The organism is Marinobacter sp. (genome assembly GCF_041595835.1).
In the GTDB taxonomy this organism is placed as follows: Bacteria; Pseudomonadota; Gammaproteobacteria; order Pseudomonadales; family Oleiphilaceae; genus Marinobacter.
Map to the genome: position 1 here is coordinate 21147 of NZ_JBFHJO010000026.1, position 16687 is coordinate 37833.

Here is a 16687-nt window from a genome sequence, read left to right on the forward strand (position 1 = left end):
ATGACCGAAAACCGACACCAGCAGGAACAGTATTCACTGAGTACGATGTATGGCACTTATGCCGATATCCTGTTTGTACTCTTTCCGTTTCTGGTCATTGCCATGCAGCGGCTGTGGGATGGTAATCTTTATTATACGTTGATGCAGCCGGATCTCAGTATAGCTGCGGCCATTCTTGCCGGGTTGGCTATCGGCAAGTTCGTGCTTGGCCTGGTGACGAATCAGGATCTGGGCCGCTATAAAGAACGTATCGTGTTTTTTATTGCACTGACTTTGTTTGTGGTGCTTGGGCCAGCGATCATTTTGCTATTGAGCATGACCGGGAATGCAGAGGTTCCCCGATTTGTCGCATTTGTGCAGCCGGTCCTGCTGATTATTGCGATTTCGCTTTACTCCACCGCTGTAAGTATTGCCAACCTTCTGTCCCGGTCGGGGCAGGCAGAATATTCTGAAAGAGAAGCGAACAGGCCAGCCCCGGATGTAGCCCGTGACCGTGAGCATTCAGGCCCAGCGCCGCTGGACTTGCCTCACCGAACCGAGCACGACACCTACTGAATGAGCTGGACAACACAGGAGATACTGGATGACTGATCTAAAAGTGCTGGTGGTGGAAGACGAAGCGCTTATGCGGGAAAGGCTTGTTGATATGCTCTACAAGGCCGGAGCCTCTCAGGTGGTGGAGTGTGATAACGCTGCTTCTGCTCGAGCCGCTTTTGAAGCCAGTGAGTTTCACATTATTTTGTTGGATCTGGGATTGCCGGATGGCAATGGCCATGAGCTGATGACGGAGTTCAAGGATATCCGAAAGGAGCAGCACATTGTGCTGGTGACTGCAGATGATTCCATTGAGAGTATTCAGCGAGCCATCAGTGCGGGTGCCAACGGCTATGTGGTGAAGCCTTATTCCCAGGAAAAAATTCACGATGTGGTGAATAACTTCGCCATGGTACACGGTGGGGATATGGCCATTATTAGAGGGCTGAACCGGCACCACTGACCGGTTCAGCATAACGGCGCTTCAGGGTTATGCGACTTGGCGGGCAATCCACGAGTTATAGCGGGTTGCCAGAGCTCTCACGTAGCGGGCTTCAGCGCCGTCCAGATTGCCTAACACGCCTTTAAAAATCCATCCCCGTTCATAAACTCCAAGCACTCGCTGCTCGTCGTCCAGATTGACTCGCTGATTCAGCTTTTTGCAAATGGCATCGAGTAGCGGCAGCTTCTCGGGTCGTCTGACCGGAGCGTTGCGGTTGCTGACCGGCTGGTTAGCGGCGCGCCTGGGTGGTTGTCTTTTCATTGTATTCTCCTTGCCTTTTTGCTGCTCCAACAACAGAAAACCCCGGAGCTGGAAGCAACCGGGGTTTGGCAGAGAAGCTGCCCCGGTCGCTGCTATGGCTCCCGGGGACTGGACCGAAAGCCGTTAGATGTCTTTTACCATGGCACGCTGGGCCTGCCCGACGGGGCACTCAGCGCTTTTTGAAATGGTGTTTTGGATAATCATTCTGGTCATATCAGCTCTATAGATTCGGTTCGGTAATCAGTGTATAGCCAATTATGGGGTTTGCAAGAGCTCTGGTGATTCGGCAAACCCGTACAGACGGTTATAACGGAGCGATTCATAATTCGCATCGTCACGTGTTTTTACGTTGTGTAATCCTTGCCACCTGCGGTGCAGGTGTCGTTTGGATCTCTCCTTTCTGGCGCAGCCTTATGGCTGCGTTTTTTTTGCCTGAAAAACGGTGCAGGATAAAGTCTCGGTTACTTCGTAGCCACTAATTCGTACAGTTTTAATTCTCATAATTGGCGATAATTTGTACATTGAAAGATCACCTATATTCCAAGCAAACAGAGGTTGAAACCTAAGAAAATGTCCGAAGACCCCGCTCCCGCACTTAAAAAATTCCTTTCTGATTTTGTCGTAGAAATCGCGCTGGTTGTTGCGGTTGCTGTTTATCTGATTATGGCGAAGGGCCAGGCCGTAGGAGAAAGTCTGTCCTTTACGGTCGTCGGTGCAGCACTGATGGTGCTGGCAACTTATTGGACATTGCACACGGCCCGTAAAGGTCTGGAAGTTATTGCGTTGCGGCTTCACTAGTATTTGCCGGCCTGTTGCGGCGGAATAGTCGCCTTTTCATCTGATTTTATCCCTGATCTTCCCTTTGCGCGGGCCCAAGTGGGCACCGCGCTGTTACAATATCGTCACGATTTATAAAACCCCGGTGATAATCCTTCTTTTATTCTGGTGATTGCTCCATGACGGACACAGTTGTTGTTATTTACTCTGGAGGCATGGACTCCTTTACCCTGCTTCACCTTGCCCGGGCCCAAGGGCTCAATGTGTACGCGCTGTCGTTTAATTATGGCCAGCGTCATGTACGTGAACTGGAGGCTGCTCGCGCGGTCTGTGAGGCTGAAGGCATTCCTCACAAGGTTATTGATATCCGCGCTATGAGTGACGTCATGGCTGGCTCCGCTTTGACTTCCGATACTGAGGTGCCGGAAGGTCATTATGAGGAGGACAGCATGAAAGCCACCGTTGTCCCTAACCGCAATATGATTTTGTTATCGCTGGCGACCGGTTATGCCGTGACAGTAAATGCGCAGGCAGTCTGGTACGGTGCTCATGGCGGTGATCACGCGATATATCCTGATTGTCGCCCTGAGTTCGTCGAAAAAATGGATGCCGTGTGCAAAGTGGCAAACTACGAGCCGGTTGCGATCGAGGCTCCGTTTATGACGATGGATAAGGGTGACATCCTGGCCGAAGGGCTTAGGTTGGGGCTTGATTATGGCAAAACCTGGACTTGCTACAACGGCCGGGAACGGGCCTGCGGGCGATGTGGTTCCTGTGTAGAGCGCCTTGAGGCTTTTGCTGAACAGGGACTTGAAGACCCTCTGGATTATGAGAGCAAAGCCTGATGTATCGGGTCAAAGAAGCGTTTTATACCTTACAGGGCGAAGGTGCTCAGGCTGGTCGTGCCGCAGTGTTTTGCCGGTTCAGTAAGTGTAATTTGTGGAACGGCCGGGAAAGTGATCGGGATAGCGCTGTCTGTAACTTCTGTGACACCGATTTTGTTGGTACAGATGGTCAGAATGGCGGCCTGTTTGAAACCGCCGAAGCTCTGGTGGCTCACATTCAGAGTCTTTGGCCGAATGCCTCCGGTAACCCCTATGTGGTTTGTACCGGTGGAGAGCCATTACTGCAGTTGGATGCAGCGCTTATAGACGCATTCCACAAAGCTGGTTTTGAGGTTGGAGTGGAAACCAATGGCACCTTGCGGGCACCAGAAGGCATTGATTGGCTGTGCGTCAGCCCCAAGGCAAATGCTGAAGTGGTCATCACCGACTGCGATGAACTGAAGCTGGTTTATCCTCAGCCATTAGCGATGCCTGAGCGATTTGTGGGGCAGATCCGGGCCAGGCATTATTTTTTGTCGCCAATGGCCTCGCCTTCTATCCCAGAGCACGGCAGTGATCCGGTTAAACAGAGCAACACCCGGAAAGCTACGGAATATTGTTTGGCGAATCCGCAGTGGCGTCTGACTCTGCAAATGCACAAAATCATTGGAATAGACTGATCCTGAGGTGATCAGGCTTGTTCTGTTAGCTTAACTTCCCGATTGCGATAGTGGCTCGGGCTAAATCCTGTCCAGCGTTTGAACGCGCGGGTAAAGTTGGCGGCATCGGCATAACCCAGAGCATCCGCAATCTGAGTCAGGTTCATGGCGGTACTGCTCAGCAGATCACGGGCGCGATCCAGGCGAATCTCATCAACCAGATTCTGAAAGCTAACGTCTTCTTCCTGAAGCCGGCGTTTCAGTGTCCGTTCTGAGACAAATAAGGCACTGGCAACCCGGGCCAGTTTAGGCGGGAAAGGGTGGCTGGTTTCAATCACCCTTCGGGCTCGACAGGCAAATCCGGCATCTTCCTCAAGTTCTTGCAGGGCTTGTTCGCACTGCTCTCTGGCGCTGGCTGCCAACTGCTCATTACAAAAACGTATCGGCAGACTGAGCTGGCTGAGCGGAATCACCAGCGCGTTTTCCTCCGCACCGTATTCTACCGGAATGCCGATCATGTGTCGGAACCGGTGAATGTGCCCCGGCTCTGCTCCTCTGCGCATTACTCGTAAACCCGGGATCATCGTGCCAGTGATTTGTATTCCCATGGACACACAACCAAATAACACCGCATCCAGAACGAAGTTCAGCATTGGACCGAGCGTTGTTTCACAGGTCACGGCATAGCATGCGTTCGGCCCCGAGATGTGTTTCTGAACCTTGAGATGGGGTACGCGGAGTGTCAGGTAGCGAGTCATCAGTTCCAGGGCTTCTTCAAGGGTGCGACTGCTCATGACCGCTGTGCCCAGGGCACCGTGTAGCGGCAGTTTTAGCTCCTTTGCCAGCAATATTCCTAACCCGGGTTCGCCGCTTTCGACGACCGCACGAGTGACAAACTCAGACGCTTGGGCCTGGCTGACTCTGAGATCTGCGGAGTTCAGGCGGGCTGGGTCCAGACCTACTCGCAGAATCAGGTCTTTCTCATCTACTCCAATGGTGTGGAGCAGCTCGGCCAGAGTGTGCAGATAAATGGCCGGCATGCCCAGATCCTGTGTATTAGAAACTGAGGCGCCCATGAGTTTCCTTGTCAACGATGGTTGTTTTTATGTGTGTAGATTCAATTATGGCCCTCTGGTGTGCTCAGTCACATGACTTGGCTGACGGCTTAACTGGCCGAAGAGGCCAACTCAGAAATTGGCTGAGACATTCCGGTTTATCAGTTATGACGGCGGATAAACGCTTCCATAACCGCGGCTGAACGGACTGGGCTCTCCAGCATTGGCAGGTGCCCGACGCCGCGGAAAACGTGCACTTCGGCCTCAGGCGTTGCTGTAGCGAACCAGTCTACACATCGAGTTGGCGTAATGATGTCTTTCTCGCCCCACTGTACTTGCAGGGGCGGCGTGTCGTTGCCGAGATAGCGGGCTGGCGCCAGTGCATCGGCGACCATATCGTTAAAGATGTGCCGGAGAGCATTCTGACGCTGAAGAAGATCTGGGCCCAGTAGGCCCGTCATGGCAATTCCGGGAAGGGTTGGTTTGCCCTTACCTACGCTGTTGAACATACGGTAGACGCCTGCCCAGTCCCGGGGAATCAGAATTGAGTCTCTGTCTGACCTGGTCGGCGGGCTGAGATCAGCGCCAGTATGTTCAGGGATTCCGGCGCTGTTAAGCAAGGTAACCGTCCGTGGACCTGTTTCCAGAATATGGGCGAGTACGGAGGCAATAGCGCCGCCCATGGAGCTGCCCGCGATATGAAGATTGTTGGGAGCGTATGTGGAAAGCCATTGGCTGAGCCGTTGTGCCTGGTTTTCATAGCTGTAGCAGGCTTCAGGGTGGTATTGGCTTTCCCCGAAACCGGGCAGGTCGGGTACCAGCAGATGCCAGTCCGCGGGTAGTTTTTGCATCCACAATGCCCAGTTTTCCTTCATTGAGGCAAAACCATGGAGCAATACCAGAGTTGGTGTGTCGGGGCCGGGTTTACCTCTTTCGAGAAATACCATGCGGTGGCCATCCACACGGGCTTCTTTTCGATGGGCTCGAAGCAGCCAGCGTTGACCTATACGAGCTGCAGGCCACAAGTTGGGGGTTGGAAGGTTCATGGGGGTAACGATCTCGTTATTGTGTGTTGACCTTCAGTGTAGTGGTCTGGCACGCCAGGGCTATTGCCGCGTGGCCCCGTTGTTGTGGGCTGAATAGCAACTGTACTCTGGGTGTTTTAGAGCTGAAGATCCGTAATCACAGGGTTGTGATCTGATGCGCGCCAAGGTCCGGTGAGGTCGGGGGCATATTGGTAATTGAGGGCGCGAGGTTCGTCAGCGTTGATATTCCAGACACCGGAGGCAACCACTCTGGGTAGCAGCTTATGGGTGGCGAAGGCGTAATCCAGAGAGCCTTTCTCGCCCCGGTATCGGTAGCTGTGATGCGGGCAATCGCCTGGTATGCAGGGGTGAAAGTGGTGAACCAGGCTCAAAAAGCCCGCTTTTCGGAAGGTATCTATCGGTGTTTCGCAAGCATAGCTGTTGAAGTCACCCGTGATAAGGGTGCCAGCGAAGTTTTCCGGAACGGGGAGTGAGGCTGTCCATGCGGTGATGGCTTGAGCTTCACGGGTTCGGTAGTCGCTGAAGCAGCCTTGGCCATCGTTTTGGTCCGAGTCTCGCCCCTTTGCGTTACGGCAGGATTTGGATTTCAGGTGTGGCACCACAATCCGGACGGATTGCCCGCCTGCGAGTGGGCTGAAAATCTGGGCCAGAGGAGGTCGGCCCCGATTTTTATACGCGGCAGAGTTCAGGCGCAGAGGCATGTTTTCCGGCTTTACCCTGTCCTTTCGGAAAAGTAGAGCTGTGCGTATGGCATCCGAACCATCCTGGTCCGGAGTTGCAATAAAGTGCCAGGTATTTCCGAGGGCCTGAGCAAGTTGCGCCAGAGAGCTGTTATGGTTGTAACCATCATTTTCCAGCTCAGTGACAGCAAGGATGTCAGGATTGGCCAGTTTGATGGCGCTAACGATGCGCTTGGACTGAATGGCGTGCGCCCCGGCATTCACTGCGCCTCTCGGAGCTGGGAATCCATCCTTAAAACCATCACCATTAAAATAATTCTGCAGGTTCAGGGCCATAACCCGGATGGAGTCGATTGACGGCTTGGGCGGCGGAGCAGGTCTTGGCTTCGGTCTGGCGAAAGCAGGTTGTTTGTCTGGTTGAACACGCCACTGACCAAATCGGTAATCCAGAACGCCGCTTAAGCCGGTGACGGTATCTCCAGTGCGTATGGTGTTTTCCTGCCCCTGATTCAGCCAGGGTATGGGCCTGGGATTTTGCAGACTTTTACCGTCGTCCAGTAAAACACGGTGATGGAGATTCCGAAGAGATTGCTGGACAGCCTGCGGCCCGGGGGGAAGGTATTCTGTTGGCATTATCTGGTCGTGGTTCGCCAGAGATATCTCCCCAAAGCGGGCTAAATTATAGTGCTCGATAACCGTGAGAGATCTGGTGAAGTGCACCCGCATGTTCTCAAGACTTTCAGGAGGCTGTGACCAAGGCAATGAAACCTCGACAGGTCTGGGAAGCGGCTCCTGGCCGCAAACTTCCAGGCTTTTTATGCCGACAAGTTCGGTTAAGTCATGAAATTCTTTGACAGAACCGGTTAGGCGCAAACGTTGGCCCGGACTGGCCTTACGACGGGTGTAGACGAACAGGGCTTCGGAAGTGTTGGGGTTGTCGTCGATTTCTGTGTCGGCCTGCTGGAGGTAGAAACCGTTGAAACCACCCTTATAACCTGCGGCGAAGGTAACGATACCTTCGATAGAGACCGTTTTGCCGACCATAGGCGAGTGTGGGCCGGCTCCCTGAATCTGATGTATGGCGGTGGCAGGAGCGCCACAGCTATTGGCCGAGGCAGACAGTGCCGGGAAGGCCAGCAGCCCGGCAATAGTAATCAGGGTGAGTAGAGGTAGCTTGGTCACGGAGCCAGTCTATCAGAGACCGGCTGCCGCTTTCAGGGCTCTTTCCCGCTTGCTGCCGAAGCCTAGCTGGTCTGGATTGACGAGTTCCAATTGCTGCACCAGTGGGTCAGGGTGGCTGCTGTCGAACGTTATGCCCAGCTGGGAAAGCACATAAGGTGCAAGCGCCGCGCGGGTTTTCACCTGCAGAAAACCGTGCTCCATACCATAGTCGCGGGCAATGATTTTCTGTTGGGCGGCAGTCAGGCGCTGGTCGGGAGCTATATTGAGGGTAACTGTCCGCTGCCAGTCTTCATCGTGTTGAGCGGTGTACCTGGATTTCTGGCGCAAAGCTTCAGGGTGGCTCTGGAAACGACTGAGTGCAAAATCCCGGAATTCCCTGTTGGAGCCACACCAGGCACGAATGTGCCAGTTATTGCCGGTGCAGACCAGTGAGTGGGGTTCGAGCAGGCTTTCTACTGCTTCTGGCCGGCTGAGAGAGACGTAGCTGGCTTTAAGCTGGCGATGATGGCGAGTAGCGTTAACAACCGCGCGCATGGTTTCTGGCGGAATAGATCTGGCTGGGCCCGGAATAATGGTATTGCCGGGCATACCCAGTTCAAGTTCAGAGAAAGTCTCACTGAGATTTTGCTGCTGGGTAAGGAGATCCTGATACTCGGACACCTCGCCATGGGTCACAACTGGTTTGAAATCGCTTGCAGGAACATAGCCCTTCAGGTGCCGGTCATAAATCAGATTGCCAGGAGCCAGTTCTCTCAGGTAGGTGTTGATATCTTTTGACGCCTGTTGCCGACCAATGCCAAAACTGTGGCAAATATGGTTGGTTGTCAGGCGACCTTCCCACAGTGCGATAATTTCGATGAGTCGATAGCGAAGCAGTAGATCCCAACGAATGGGCCAGTCAGTTTTCTTCATAACCAGGCGCTCATGATCCAGTAAGTAACGTGTGACTTATGGTACCCGCTACGGTTGTCGGGTTCTGTTACGGCCCATTAATGTAAAACAATGTCAAATCAACATCATTGTAGTACAAGTCTCGGCAACTCCCTAGTTCCTGCCGGCGGGTAGCCTGATTAAATGCGATCTGCTGGCAAAGGATAGTGTTGCTATCCTTTTTGATATTCACTCCCTGTTATCAACAATCCGGAGTCTTTATGACCCGAATGCTCACTTCTTTGTCAGCACTGATCCTGAGCATCATATTTCTGGTCAGTGGCAACGCTTTTCTGATGACTCTTCTGGGCATTCGCCTGAGTGTTGAAGCGGTATCCCCAGATGTTATTGGTTGGGTGCTGGTGTGCTATTCCATCGGCTTTGTTGTTGGCACCCTTTATGTTCACAACATTATCGGTCGTGTCGGGCATATTCGGGCATTTGCAGTCTTTGCGGCCATGGCTGCGGTGGCTGCATTGATGTATCCGATGGCTGTATCCACTGTGTTCTGGGCGTTACTGCGAGTATTGTCCGGCTTCAGTATTGCGGGTGTGTTGGTGGTGATAGAAAGCTGGTTCTCCAGCCGTGCAACCAACGCTAACCGAGGTTCGATGTTTGCGGTTTATCAGATTGTTTTTTACCTGTCCTCTGCGGGTGGCCAGTTGGTCGTCAACGTGGGTAATCCGTCGGATTTTTTGCCGTTCTCTCTGGCGGCCATTCTGCTAACTCTCGCCCTGATTCCGTTGTCTCTTACCAGAATGGAAGCCCCGGTTATTGAGCAGGCCAGCCGGATGTCTGTGTTCAAGCTGGCGCGGGAATCGTTTTCGGGGGTCGCTGGTGCTTTGATCAGCGGCGTGTTGATTGGTGGGTTTTATGCCTTGGGCCCTGTGTACGCCACGTTGGTGGGGCTGGATGTCGGGAAAACCTCTACTTTCATGGCCAGTGCCATTGTTGCAGCCATGTTGCTGGCCTGGCCGTTGGGCCGTGTGTGCGATCGTTTTGATCGTCGGAGAGTTATGTTCTGGGTGTCCCTGATGGCGGCCGCTGCCGCTGCAGGTGTTGCTGTTTCTGGATCCGCCAGCCTGACTTTGCTGACGTTGCTTGTCGGGTTGTTTACCGGTTTGTCGGCGACTCTGTACCCTATCGCTGTCGCTATCACTAACGACCGTATGGACAGCAACCGTATTGTCGCTGCCAGTGCGACACTGTTACTGAGCTACGGCATTGGCAGTGTGATAGGCCCGATCACGATGGCTAAATTGATTCATGTGCTGGGACCTTCGGGGCTGTTCTATGGCAATGCCGGTTTCCTGATTTTGCTGGCGGTGATCACCAGTTACCGTATTAGTCATACCGATGATATTCCAGTAGCGGAGCAAGAGGACTTTGTTCCTGCGATGCCGGAAGCTTCTGCGGTTCTTTCCGAGCTTGACCCACGAAACGAAGAGTTTCAGGAGTCGCCGGAAGTTGAAGAGATGCAGGAGGAAAGGCGTCAGGCCGGTTAAGGGGCCTGGGATATGTCTGTGTATATATTTTTGCATTCAAATCTTTTCTCATGCCAATTGCTAGCTTACTATTGGTGAAGGTTTAATATAGTTAGTGTTTTTCTGGTTGCCGGGGTTTCCCAAGGCCAGCCCTTTAAAGGAGTTAAAATTGTGAGAGATCAGTTTCCCTTTGCTGTTGCCCGGGTTACGCGCCGCTGGCGCAAGATGTTGGACGAACGCCTGAAAGATCTGGGGGTCACTCAGGCCCGTTGGAGCACGATGGTGTACCTCCAGCAAGGTGGAGAAGGGCTGACCCAGAGAGAGTTGGCGAGTTTGATGGCGATCGAGAACCCGACGTTGGTCCGGTTGCTGGATAGTCTGGAGCAACAGAATCTCATTGAACGTCGCGCTTGTCCGAATGATCGCCGGGCTCGCAGGCTGCATCTTACCAAGGAAGGTGTGAACTTTATGGATGAGCTGTCCGAGCGCGCAGCGACCTTGCGAGAAGAAATGCTGGAAGGCGTTTCCGACAAGGACATTGAGTGTGCCCTCAAAGTTTTCCATAAAATCATGGAAAACGCGGAAAAGCAGAAGTAAGCCTTGCCAGATAACTCTGTCGAAGGGCTGAAAGCCCGTTACGGTGATCGCTGGCGTTGGCTGGCGGTGGTAACGGTTGTTGTGGGGACCATGGCTACGGTACTTAGCGCGACTGTTGTCAACGTGGCCCTTCATGACATCATGCTTGAATTCGGTCTCCGCCAAGGTGAAGTACACTGGTTGGCAACTGGATTTATTGCCGCGATGACCACCACGATGTTGGCGTCTACCTGGTTGCTTGACCGCTTCGGCGTGCGGCCGACGCTGGTATGTGCCATGACGCTTTTTACGTTGATTTCCGTTGCTGGTGGTTTTGCTGATACCCCGGGGCAGCTCATTGCTGCACGGGTTGGTCAGGGTGCTATGGCTGGCCTGATGCAACCGATGGGCATGTATCTGGTTTTCAGAATCTTTCCCGTTAACCGTCGTGGCCAGGCGATGGGCATCTATGGCATGGGGGTGATTCTGGCACCTGCGCTGGGGCCGGTGCTGGGTGGCTTTCTGGTTGATCAGTTTAACTGGCGCTATGTCATGTTTGCGCCAGCGCCTGTGACTTTCGCAGGGGTGTGGATGGCCTGGCGATTTCTCCCGGTATCTTCATCACGGCCGGCCCGGTATACGTTTGATTTTTCCGGCCTTACCCTGTTGGGCGTTACAATTGCATTAACTCTGGACACACTTACTCGCTTGCAGGCGTTAGGTGGCCAGGAAGTTCGTATAATGGCGCAGGCGATTGCTGTTCTGGTTCTGTTGGTTGGCTTCGTCATTCGGGAGCGCACTGCCAGACACCCTCTGGTCAATCTTACTTTGCTGCGCCAGCCGGCGTTCTTGTATGCGACCATGGGCGCGATGGCCCTCGGGCTCGCCCTGTTTGGTTCAACCTACCTGATTCCACTGTTTGTGCAGACTACGCTTGGGTTTTCGGCAACTGAAGCGGGTTTGCTGATGCTACCGGCGGGTGTTGTTCTTGGGGTTATCTTTCCTTTGGCGGGCAAGATGGCAGACCAAAGGAGCGCTCGCAGCCTGGTGCTTTTTGGGATCGCAATGTTTGCACTTTCAGCAGTTTTGTTTGCATGGATGGGAGAGTACGCCGGCTTCGGTTGGCTGGCTTTCTGGGCCGTATTGGGCCGGATCGGTATTGGTTTTATGCTTCCTGCATTGTCGATTGGTGCTTTGAATCCTCTGGCACCAGAGCAGATGGGAGCGGGCTCCAGCAGCATTAATTTCGCCCGGCAGTTGGGCGGGGCTCTGGGGGTCAACATGGTGGCTCTGGCCATTGAGTTTGGTGAGCATGTCAAGGGGTTGCCTACGGCTCAGGCTTTTGAGTCGGCATGGTGGCTGGTGGCATTGTTTGTGGCTATTGCGGCTGTTCCGGTCTGGAAAATGCGCGCTTAAAACCTGTTTTGGAGATTTTGCCTGATGGAGGCCTTTTCCGCTTCAACCCTGGCTGTCGCTATTGCTGAAATTGGTGATAAAACACAGCTTTTGTCCCTCTTTCTCGTTGCCAGATATGCCACCAAAATGCCTATTATTCTTGGCATCCTGATCGCCACTATACTTAACCATGCGTTGTCAGCATGGCTGGGCGCCTGGGTTGCCAGCTGGATTCCGGGTGAATGGTTGCCCTGGATTCTCGCCGCAAGCTTTGTAGCCATTGCTCTTTGGCTACTGATTCCGGATAAAGATGATAGTGATGACTCCAGATTTTTAGGCATGGGCGCTTTCATCGCAACGACCGTCATGTTCTTTATTGCTGAAATCGGTGATAAAACCCAGATAGCCACCGTGGTGTTAGCGGCAAAGTATACCGATACAATGTGGGTTATCATCGGCACAACCCTGGGGATGTTGATTGCCAATGTGCCGGTGATTCTGGCGGGAGGCTGGTTAATGGAAAGGATGCCGCTGGCAACGGCTCGTATAAGCGCCAGCATCCTGTTTGCTGTGTTGGCCGCGGTTACGGTGTGGACAACCTTAATGAACTCTTGAGCTTTGTGCTGGTCAGTCAGTACGGAGAGAGCTTGAGAAGAATCGGAGTGTTATGCAGTTTAAATACTTTTTTGCCCTGATACTGAGTGTTGTGCTGTTCGCGCCCGGGCTCCAAGCCAGTGATAAACCTCTTGCAACGCAAGCCGCTGTGGATAATGGCGATGGCTACGCATCGGAAGAAAAAACGGATCGCTCAGCCAGAGTCCCCACGTTCCCGCTGAACGATGATTTGGCAGGTGATCTGGACGTATTCACCACTGCTTATGAGGATACCTTCGCAGGCATTGGTAGTGAGCAAGCTTTAGGCTATCTCGAGCTGGTGAAGGCCAATCCCGGCATTGATCCCTGGTTGCCAGGCGAAGGCACCATGATCACCTTACCCCGAATGTACGTCATACCGGATGTTCCTCGTGAAGGTATTGTGATTAATCTGGCGGAATATCGCCTTTATTATTTCACCGATAGCGGTGTTCAGGTTTATCCGGTGGGTGTTGGCACGGAAGATAATCCCTCGCCTCTCACCCATGCCGAAGTGACGATGCCTCTTGAATCGCCAGCCTGGTACCCTCCCGCCAGCGTACGTGCGGAATATGAGGCCTCTGGCCAGCACCTGCCCAGAATGATTCCGGCAGGGCCGGAAAACCCCTTGGGCAGCCACGCCTTGCTGCTGAGTGAGAAGGGCTATCTGATACACGGTACCAACAAGAAATTTGGTGTGGGCATGGCGGTTAGTCACGGCTGTTTCCGCATGTATAACGAGGACATCTCCCGGTTTGTGTATCAGGTAGAAAAAGGCACGTCAGTCCGGGTGATCCATGAGCCTGTGAAGGTCGGGGTGTCTGGTGGCGAGGTCTGGCTTGAGGTGCATCGCCCGCGGGAAGACTATACCCCTGAAGATCGTGAGCAACTCTGGCGCCAGGTGATGATGAAAGTTGAAGCTTTCCAGAGGAAGCATCCAGAGGTTCAGGTAAAGCGACTGGCTATCGAGATTGCGGTTGATCAGGCGGATGGCATACCGACAATGATTGGTGAAAAGCTGACGCAGCTGGCGACCGATGAGATGTCTGAGGCGGCAGAGACGAAAACAAAGCCCGAGCAGACGTTGTATTTCTGAGGGTCATAAAAAAAGGCCGGTTAAACCGGCCTTTTTTCACTAAGCGTCAGCCTTACTTCTGGCTGGCACGCTCCAGCATACGCTTGGCGCGTTCATTCGCTTCGTTAGCGGACTTTTGAGCAGCGCGGGCAGCAGCCAGAGCTTCTTCAGCAGTCTGCTGAGCGGTGCGAGCAGCGCTGGCGGCGTTGTTAGCAGAGTTCAGGGCGTTGTTAGCAGTTTGCTCAGCGGAGCTTGCAGTTGCATTTGCTTCGTCAAGAGCGGCTTGATCAGTTGTGGCACAGCCTGCAGTCAGAGCGGTAGCCAGTGCAAACCCAGCGATCGTCAGTTTACGCATTGTAAATCCCCTTATTGGTCGTTTTATTTCCTGTGACTCGGAAGTCAATCGGACGACTTCCTGTCAATTAAGCCAGTAGGTAGTGACTACCGGAATAGTTACAAGTGTAAAACACTCTGCAACAGAATGTTAACTATGTATAGGTGAATTTCCATAGGTCATGACAACAACGTAATGCCGGACCCGGTATTACAGGTTTGTGCCTGCATTTACTCAGGGAAGGATTCGGATGGGGGTGCCATCGTCTACTAATGACCAGATTTCGTCTATTTCGTCGTTGGTAACGGCGATACAGCCGTCCGTCCAGTCCAGTCCGGTAAACGCGAAAGCAAGATCTCCGGCGTTGTTGGGCAGCCCGTGAATCATGATGCTGCCGCCCGGGTTAAGCCCCCAGGATTCAGCCGCTTCTTTGTCTTCCGGGCTGGGATAGGATATGTGAATAGATTTATAGAAATCGCTGTTAGAGTTGCGCCAGTCAAGAAGATAACTGCCTTCAGGGGTCCGCTTATCGCCTTCATACAGCTTGTGACCAACTGGATTCTCACCCAGAGAGATCCGGTAAGTTTTTACTTTGTTTTCCCCATTGAGCAGATAAAGTCGCCGTTCACTTTTCTTTACTACCACCTCGGTAATTTTAAATTCGTGGTCAGCTGTAGGCTCCGGAATAGCAATACGGGCATCTGCTCTGGCGAGTAGTTCAGAAGCCTGCACAAAGCCGGGCAGGGAAAGAATCAGAGTGGTAAGAATGGCTCGAACAATCATAGGACCGGCATGCTTGATACAAAGGTTAAATTTTGTCCATAGTGTTTATAGCATAGCCTGCCGGGGTATTGATAAGAGGTTTTGTTAAATTTCTTGGCTTTCGGTATACCTGCCCGGATTTTCATTATGTTTCCATCTTCAGGCCGACCTTGGTTACGCGATCGGCCTCGATGGCCCTGGCAACCAGAGTAACCGGGCCGACGGTGACAATATCGCCAACCACGGGATGGCCTTTGGTGCGCCGGGCAAAACATTCGGCAAGGGAAAGTTCTGGTGGTAAATCACTAAATTCGATGCCGTATACCTGTTCTACATCGCCAAGCATAGCATCGCCATTTAATACGAAATCACCGAAGAAGGCTCTTTCTGCGAGGTGTTTGGGGGCCTCCCGGCCACTGAGTGCCTTGCTCAGTTCAGTGACGACCACTGGCGTTGCAAACAGGGCGAGCACATCACCGGAATAAACCTCCAATTCCTTCGTGGGCTGAAGGCATTGTCTGTTTCTGAAAACCCCGGCTATTGCTGTGTTCTCGGGAAGTCGCAAAATGCCGAGTTTTTTGGGAGTTTGCCAGTTTTTGCCACGCAATGGGAACAGCATTAGTTCATGGTCTCCGGCGGCAGGAGCATCAAGCGGAAGCCTGCGGAACGGTGCTTCACTGGCAGGCACTTCAAGTCGTAGCTTTCGGGCCAGAGGGGCCATGGTCGTGCCCTGCACGACCAGGGAAACCAGTACGATAAAGAAGGCGGCATGGAATACCAGTTGTGCATCTGGCAGCCCGGCAATGACGGGGAACAAGGCCAGTACAATCGGTACGGCACCACGCAAGCCTACCCAGCTGATAAAACCGAGTTCCCGGCGGTTAAAGCCAAAGGGCCAGAGGGTCGTTACCACTGTTAATGGTCGGATTATGAAGATCAGAGCGAAGGCCAGAATCAGCCCTCCGCCAGCCAGAGGGATCAGGTCGGATGGGCTGACAAGCAGTCCCAGAATCAGAAACAGGCAGAGTTGTGCCAGCCAGGCCAAACCATCGTGTACCTGCAGTATCATCGGCATCATCCGGACTTGGCTGTTGCCGATGACAACGCCGCTCAGATAGATCGCCAGGAAGCCGCTGCCACCCACCGCATTGGTAGCTGAGAAAACGGCGAGACCAGCTGCTCCCACCAGAATGGGGTAAAGCGCCGGGGTAAGATGAATCCGATTGACCAGGGCAACAATGAGAAACCCACCTAAAAGGCCAGCCGGTGCGCCGATTCCGAATTGCTGAACCAGCATTAACAGGCCTGAGGCGAAGGCTCCCTCCTGATGTTCGCTGATCAGCGTCACCAGCATAAGGGTAAGAAATATGGCCATCGGATCGTTGCTGCCGGACTCGATTTCCAGCGTGGCGCTGACCCGTTCATTCAGGTGCAGGCCGCGGCCCTGCAGCAGGGAAAAAACGGCCGCCGCATCGGTGGAAGAAATGATGGCACCGATCAGAAGTGCCATCAACCAGTGCAAATCGAACACCCACCAGGCAACAACGGCTGCCCCACCTGCGGTCATGGCAACGCCGAGTGTGGCCAGTATCAGCGCTGGCCGGAGCCCTACCCGGAAGGTTTGAGCCCGCGTGCGCATACCACCATCCAGCAAGATCACGGCCAGCGCGAGACTGGCGATCAGGAAAGCCAGTTCAACATTGTCAAACTCAATGCCACCGGGGCCGTCTTCCCCCATGAGCATACCTACCACAAGGAAAACCAGAAGTACCGGCATGCCAACACGACTGGAAATCGGGCTGAGAACAATGCTGAAGACCAGCATCAGGGCGCCAATGAGCGTAAACGTGGGATCCATCAGACTCCAGACCAAAGGGACTTGCCCGAACTCAGGCTCGGGCTTATATTGCTGTGGTAACCATTATGCAGGCGGGCGTAGCTCAATGGTAGAGCTCCAGGTTCCCAACCTGGTGACGTG

18 protein-coding genes are annotated in these 16687 nt (G+C 53.4%); 10 read left to right on the forward strand and 8 right to left on the reverse strand.

Annotated features, from left to right (window positions below; translation table 11 throughout):
- Positions 1 to 555 (forward strand): hypothetical protein, encoded by a 555-nt coding sequence (locus ABYA77_RS09810; RefSeq protein ID WP_372965782.1) that lies wholly within the window; start codon positions 1 to 3, stop codon positions 553 to 555.
- Between the two features lie 28 nt (positions 556 to 583).
- A complete protein-coding gene (locus tag ABYA77_RS09815; protein ID WP_372965783.1) occupies positions 584 to 997 on the forward strand; it encodes a response regulator in 414 nt (137 codons plus the stop codon).
- A gap of 27 nt (positions 998 to 1024) precedes the next feature.
- On the opposite strand, the gene ABYA77_RS09820 is transcribed toward ABYA77_RS09815, so the two are convergent.
- Positions 1025 to 1297: a hypothetical protein gene (locus ABYA77_RS09820; RefSeq protein ID WP_372965784.1), complete on the reverse strand. Its 273-nt coding sequence runs from the start codon at positions 1295 to 1297 to the stop codon at positions 1025 to 1027.
- Between the two features lie 570 nt (positions 1298 to 1867).
- Between ABYA77_RS09820 and ABYA77_RS09825 the strand changes: the two genes are divergently transcribed.
- The 3 genes from ABYA77_RS09825 to queE all read left to right on the forward strand — a co-directional run bounded on the left by ABYA77_RS09825 (position 1868) and on the right by queE (position 3578).
- Positions 1868 to 2095, forward strand: coding sequence for a hypothetical protein (locus ABYA77_RS09825; protein WP_372965785.1), 228 nt, complete (start codon positions 1868 to 1870; stop codon positions 2093 to 2095).
- Positions 2096 to 2253: 158 nt separating this feature from the next.
- On the forward strand, positions 2254 to 2919 hold the full coding sequence (gene queC / locus ABYA77_RS09830) for a 7-cyano-7-deazaguanine synthase QueC (protein ID WP_372965786.1): 666 nt from the start codon (positions 2254 to 2256) through the stop codon (positions 2917 to 2919).
- On the forward strand, positions 2919 to 3578 hold the full coding sequence (gene queE / locus ABYA77_RS09835; RefSeq protein ID WP_372965787.1) for a 7-carboxy-7-deazaguanine synthase: 660 nt from the start codon (positions 2919 to 2921) through the stop codon (positions 3576 to 3578). The genes queC and queE overlap by 1 nt, the downstream gene beginning before the upstream one ends.
- Before the next feature lie 11 nt (positions 3579 to 3589).
- On the opposite strand, the gene ABYA77_RS09840 is transcribed toward queE, so the two are convergent.
- From ABYA77_RS09840 to ABYA77_RS09855, 4 genes are all read right to left on the reverse strand, one after another.
- Positions 3590 to 4633, reverse strand: coding sequence for an AraC family transcriptional regulator (locus tag ABYA77_RS09840; protein WP_372965788.1), 1044 nt, complete (start codon positions 4631 to 4633; stop codon positions 3590 to 3592).
- Positions 4634 to 4773: 140 nt separating this feature from the next.
- Complete coding sequence (locus ABYA77_RS09845; protein WP_372965789.1) at positions 4774 to 5658, reverse strand: alpha/beta fold hydrolase; 885 nt, start codon at positions 5656 to 5658, stop codon at positions 4774 to 4776.
- A gap of 116 nt (positions 5659 to 5774) precedes the next feature.
- Positions 5775 to 7520: an ExeM/NucH family extracellular endonuclease gene (locus ABYA77_RS09850; RefSeq protein WP_372965790.1), complete on the reverse strand. Its 1746-nt coding sequence runs from the start codon at positions 7518 to 7520 to the stop codon at positions 5775 to 5777.
- Positions 7521 to 7532: 12 nt separating this feature from the next.
- Positions 7533 to 8432, reverse strand: a complete 900-nt coding sequence (locus tag ABYA77_RS09855; protein ID WP_372965791.1) for a helix-turn-helix transcriptional regulator — start codon at positions 8430 to 8432, stop codon at positions 7533 to 7535.
- Between the two features lie 239 nt (positions 8433 to 8671).
- Between ABYA77_RS09855 and ABYA77_RS09860 the strand changes: the two genes are divergently transcribed.
- The 5 genes from ABYA77_RS09860 (at position 8672) to ABYA77_RS09880 (ending at position 13634) form a co-directional block, all read left to right on the forward strand.
- Positions 8672 to 9955: an MFS transporter gene (locus ABYA77_RS09860; protein WP_372965792.1), complete on the forward strand. Its 1284-nt coding sequence runs from the start codon at positions 8672 to 8674 to the stop codon at positions 9953 to 9955.
- Positions 9956 to 10105: 150 nt separating this feature from the next.
- The gene (locus ABYA77_RS09865) at positions 10106 to 10531 is read left to right on the forward strand and encodes a MarR family transcriptional regulator (RefSeq protein WP_372965793.1); all 426 of its coding nucleotides are present in this window, start codon (positions 10106 to 10108) and stop codon (positions 10529 to 10531) included.
- Between the two features lie 3 nt (positions 10532 to 10534).
- Positions 10535 to 11926, forward strand: coding sequence for a DHA2 family efflux MFS transporter permease subunit (locus tag ABYA77_RS09870; RefSeq protein WP_372965794.1), 1392 nt, complete (start codon positions 10535 to 10537; stop codon positions 11924 to 11926).
- Positions 11927 to 11950: 24 nt separating this feature from the next.
- Positions 11951 to 12520, forward strand: a complete 570-nt coding sequence (locus ABYA77_RS09875; protein WP_372965795.1) for a TMEM165/GDT1 family protein — start codon at positions 11951 to 11953, stop codon at positions 12518 to 12520.
- Positions 12521 to 12572: 52 nt separating this feature from the next.
- Positions 12573 to 13634 (forward strand): L,D-transpeptidase family protein, encoded by a 1062-nt coding sequence (locus ABYA77_RS09880; RefSeq protein WP_372965796.1) that lies wholly within the window; start codon positions 12573 to 12575, stop codon positions 13632 to 13634.
- 52 nt (positions 13635 to 13686) lie between these two features.
- On the opposite strand, the gene ABYA77_RS09885 is transcribed toward ABYA77_RS09880, so the two are convergent.
- From ABYA77_RS09885 to ABYA77_RS09895, 3 genes are all read right to left on the reverse strand, one after another.
- Positions 13687 to 13968: an Lpp/OprI family alanine-zipper lipoprotein gene (locus tag ABYA77_RS09885; protein ID WP_372965797.1), complete on the reverse strand. Its 282-nt coding sequence runs from the start codon at positions 13966 to 13968 to the stop codon at positions 13687 to 13689.
- Positions 13969 to 14181: 213 nt separating this feature from the next.
- Entirely contained in the window at positions 14182 to 14730 is a 549-nt protein-coding gene (locus tag ABYA77_RS09890) for a murein L,D-transpeptidase family protein (protein ID WP_372965798.1), read from the reverse strand.
- Positions 14731 to 14854: 124 nt separating this feature from the next.
- Positions 14855 to 16567 (reverse strand): potassium/proton antiporter, encoded by a 1713-nt coding sequence (locus ABYA77_RS09895; RefSeq protein WP_372965799.1) that lies wholly within the window; start codon positions 16565 to 16567, stop codon positions 14855 to 14857.
- Between the last annotated feature and the right edge of the window lie 120 nt (positions 16568 to 16687).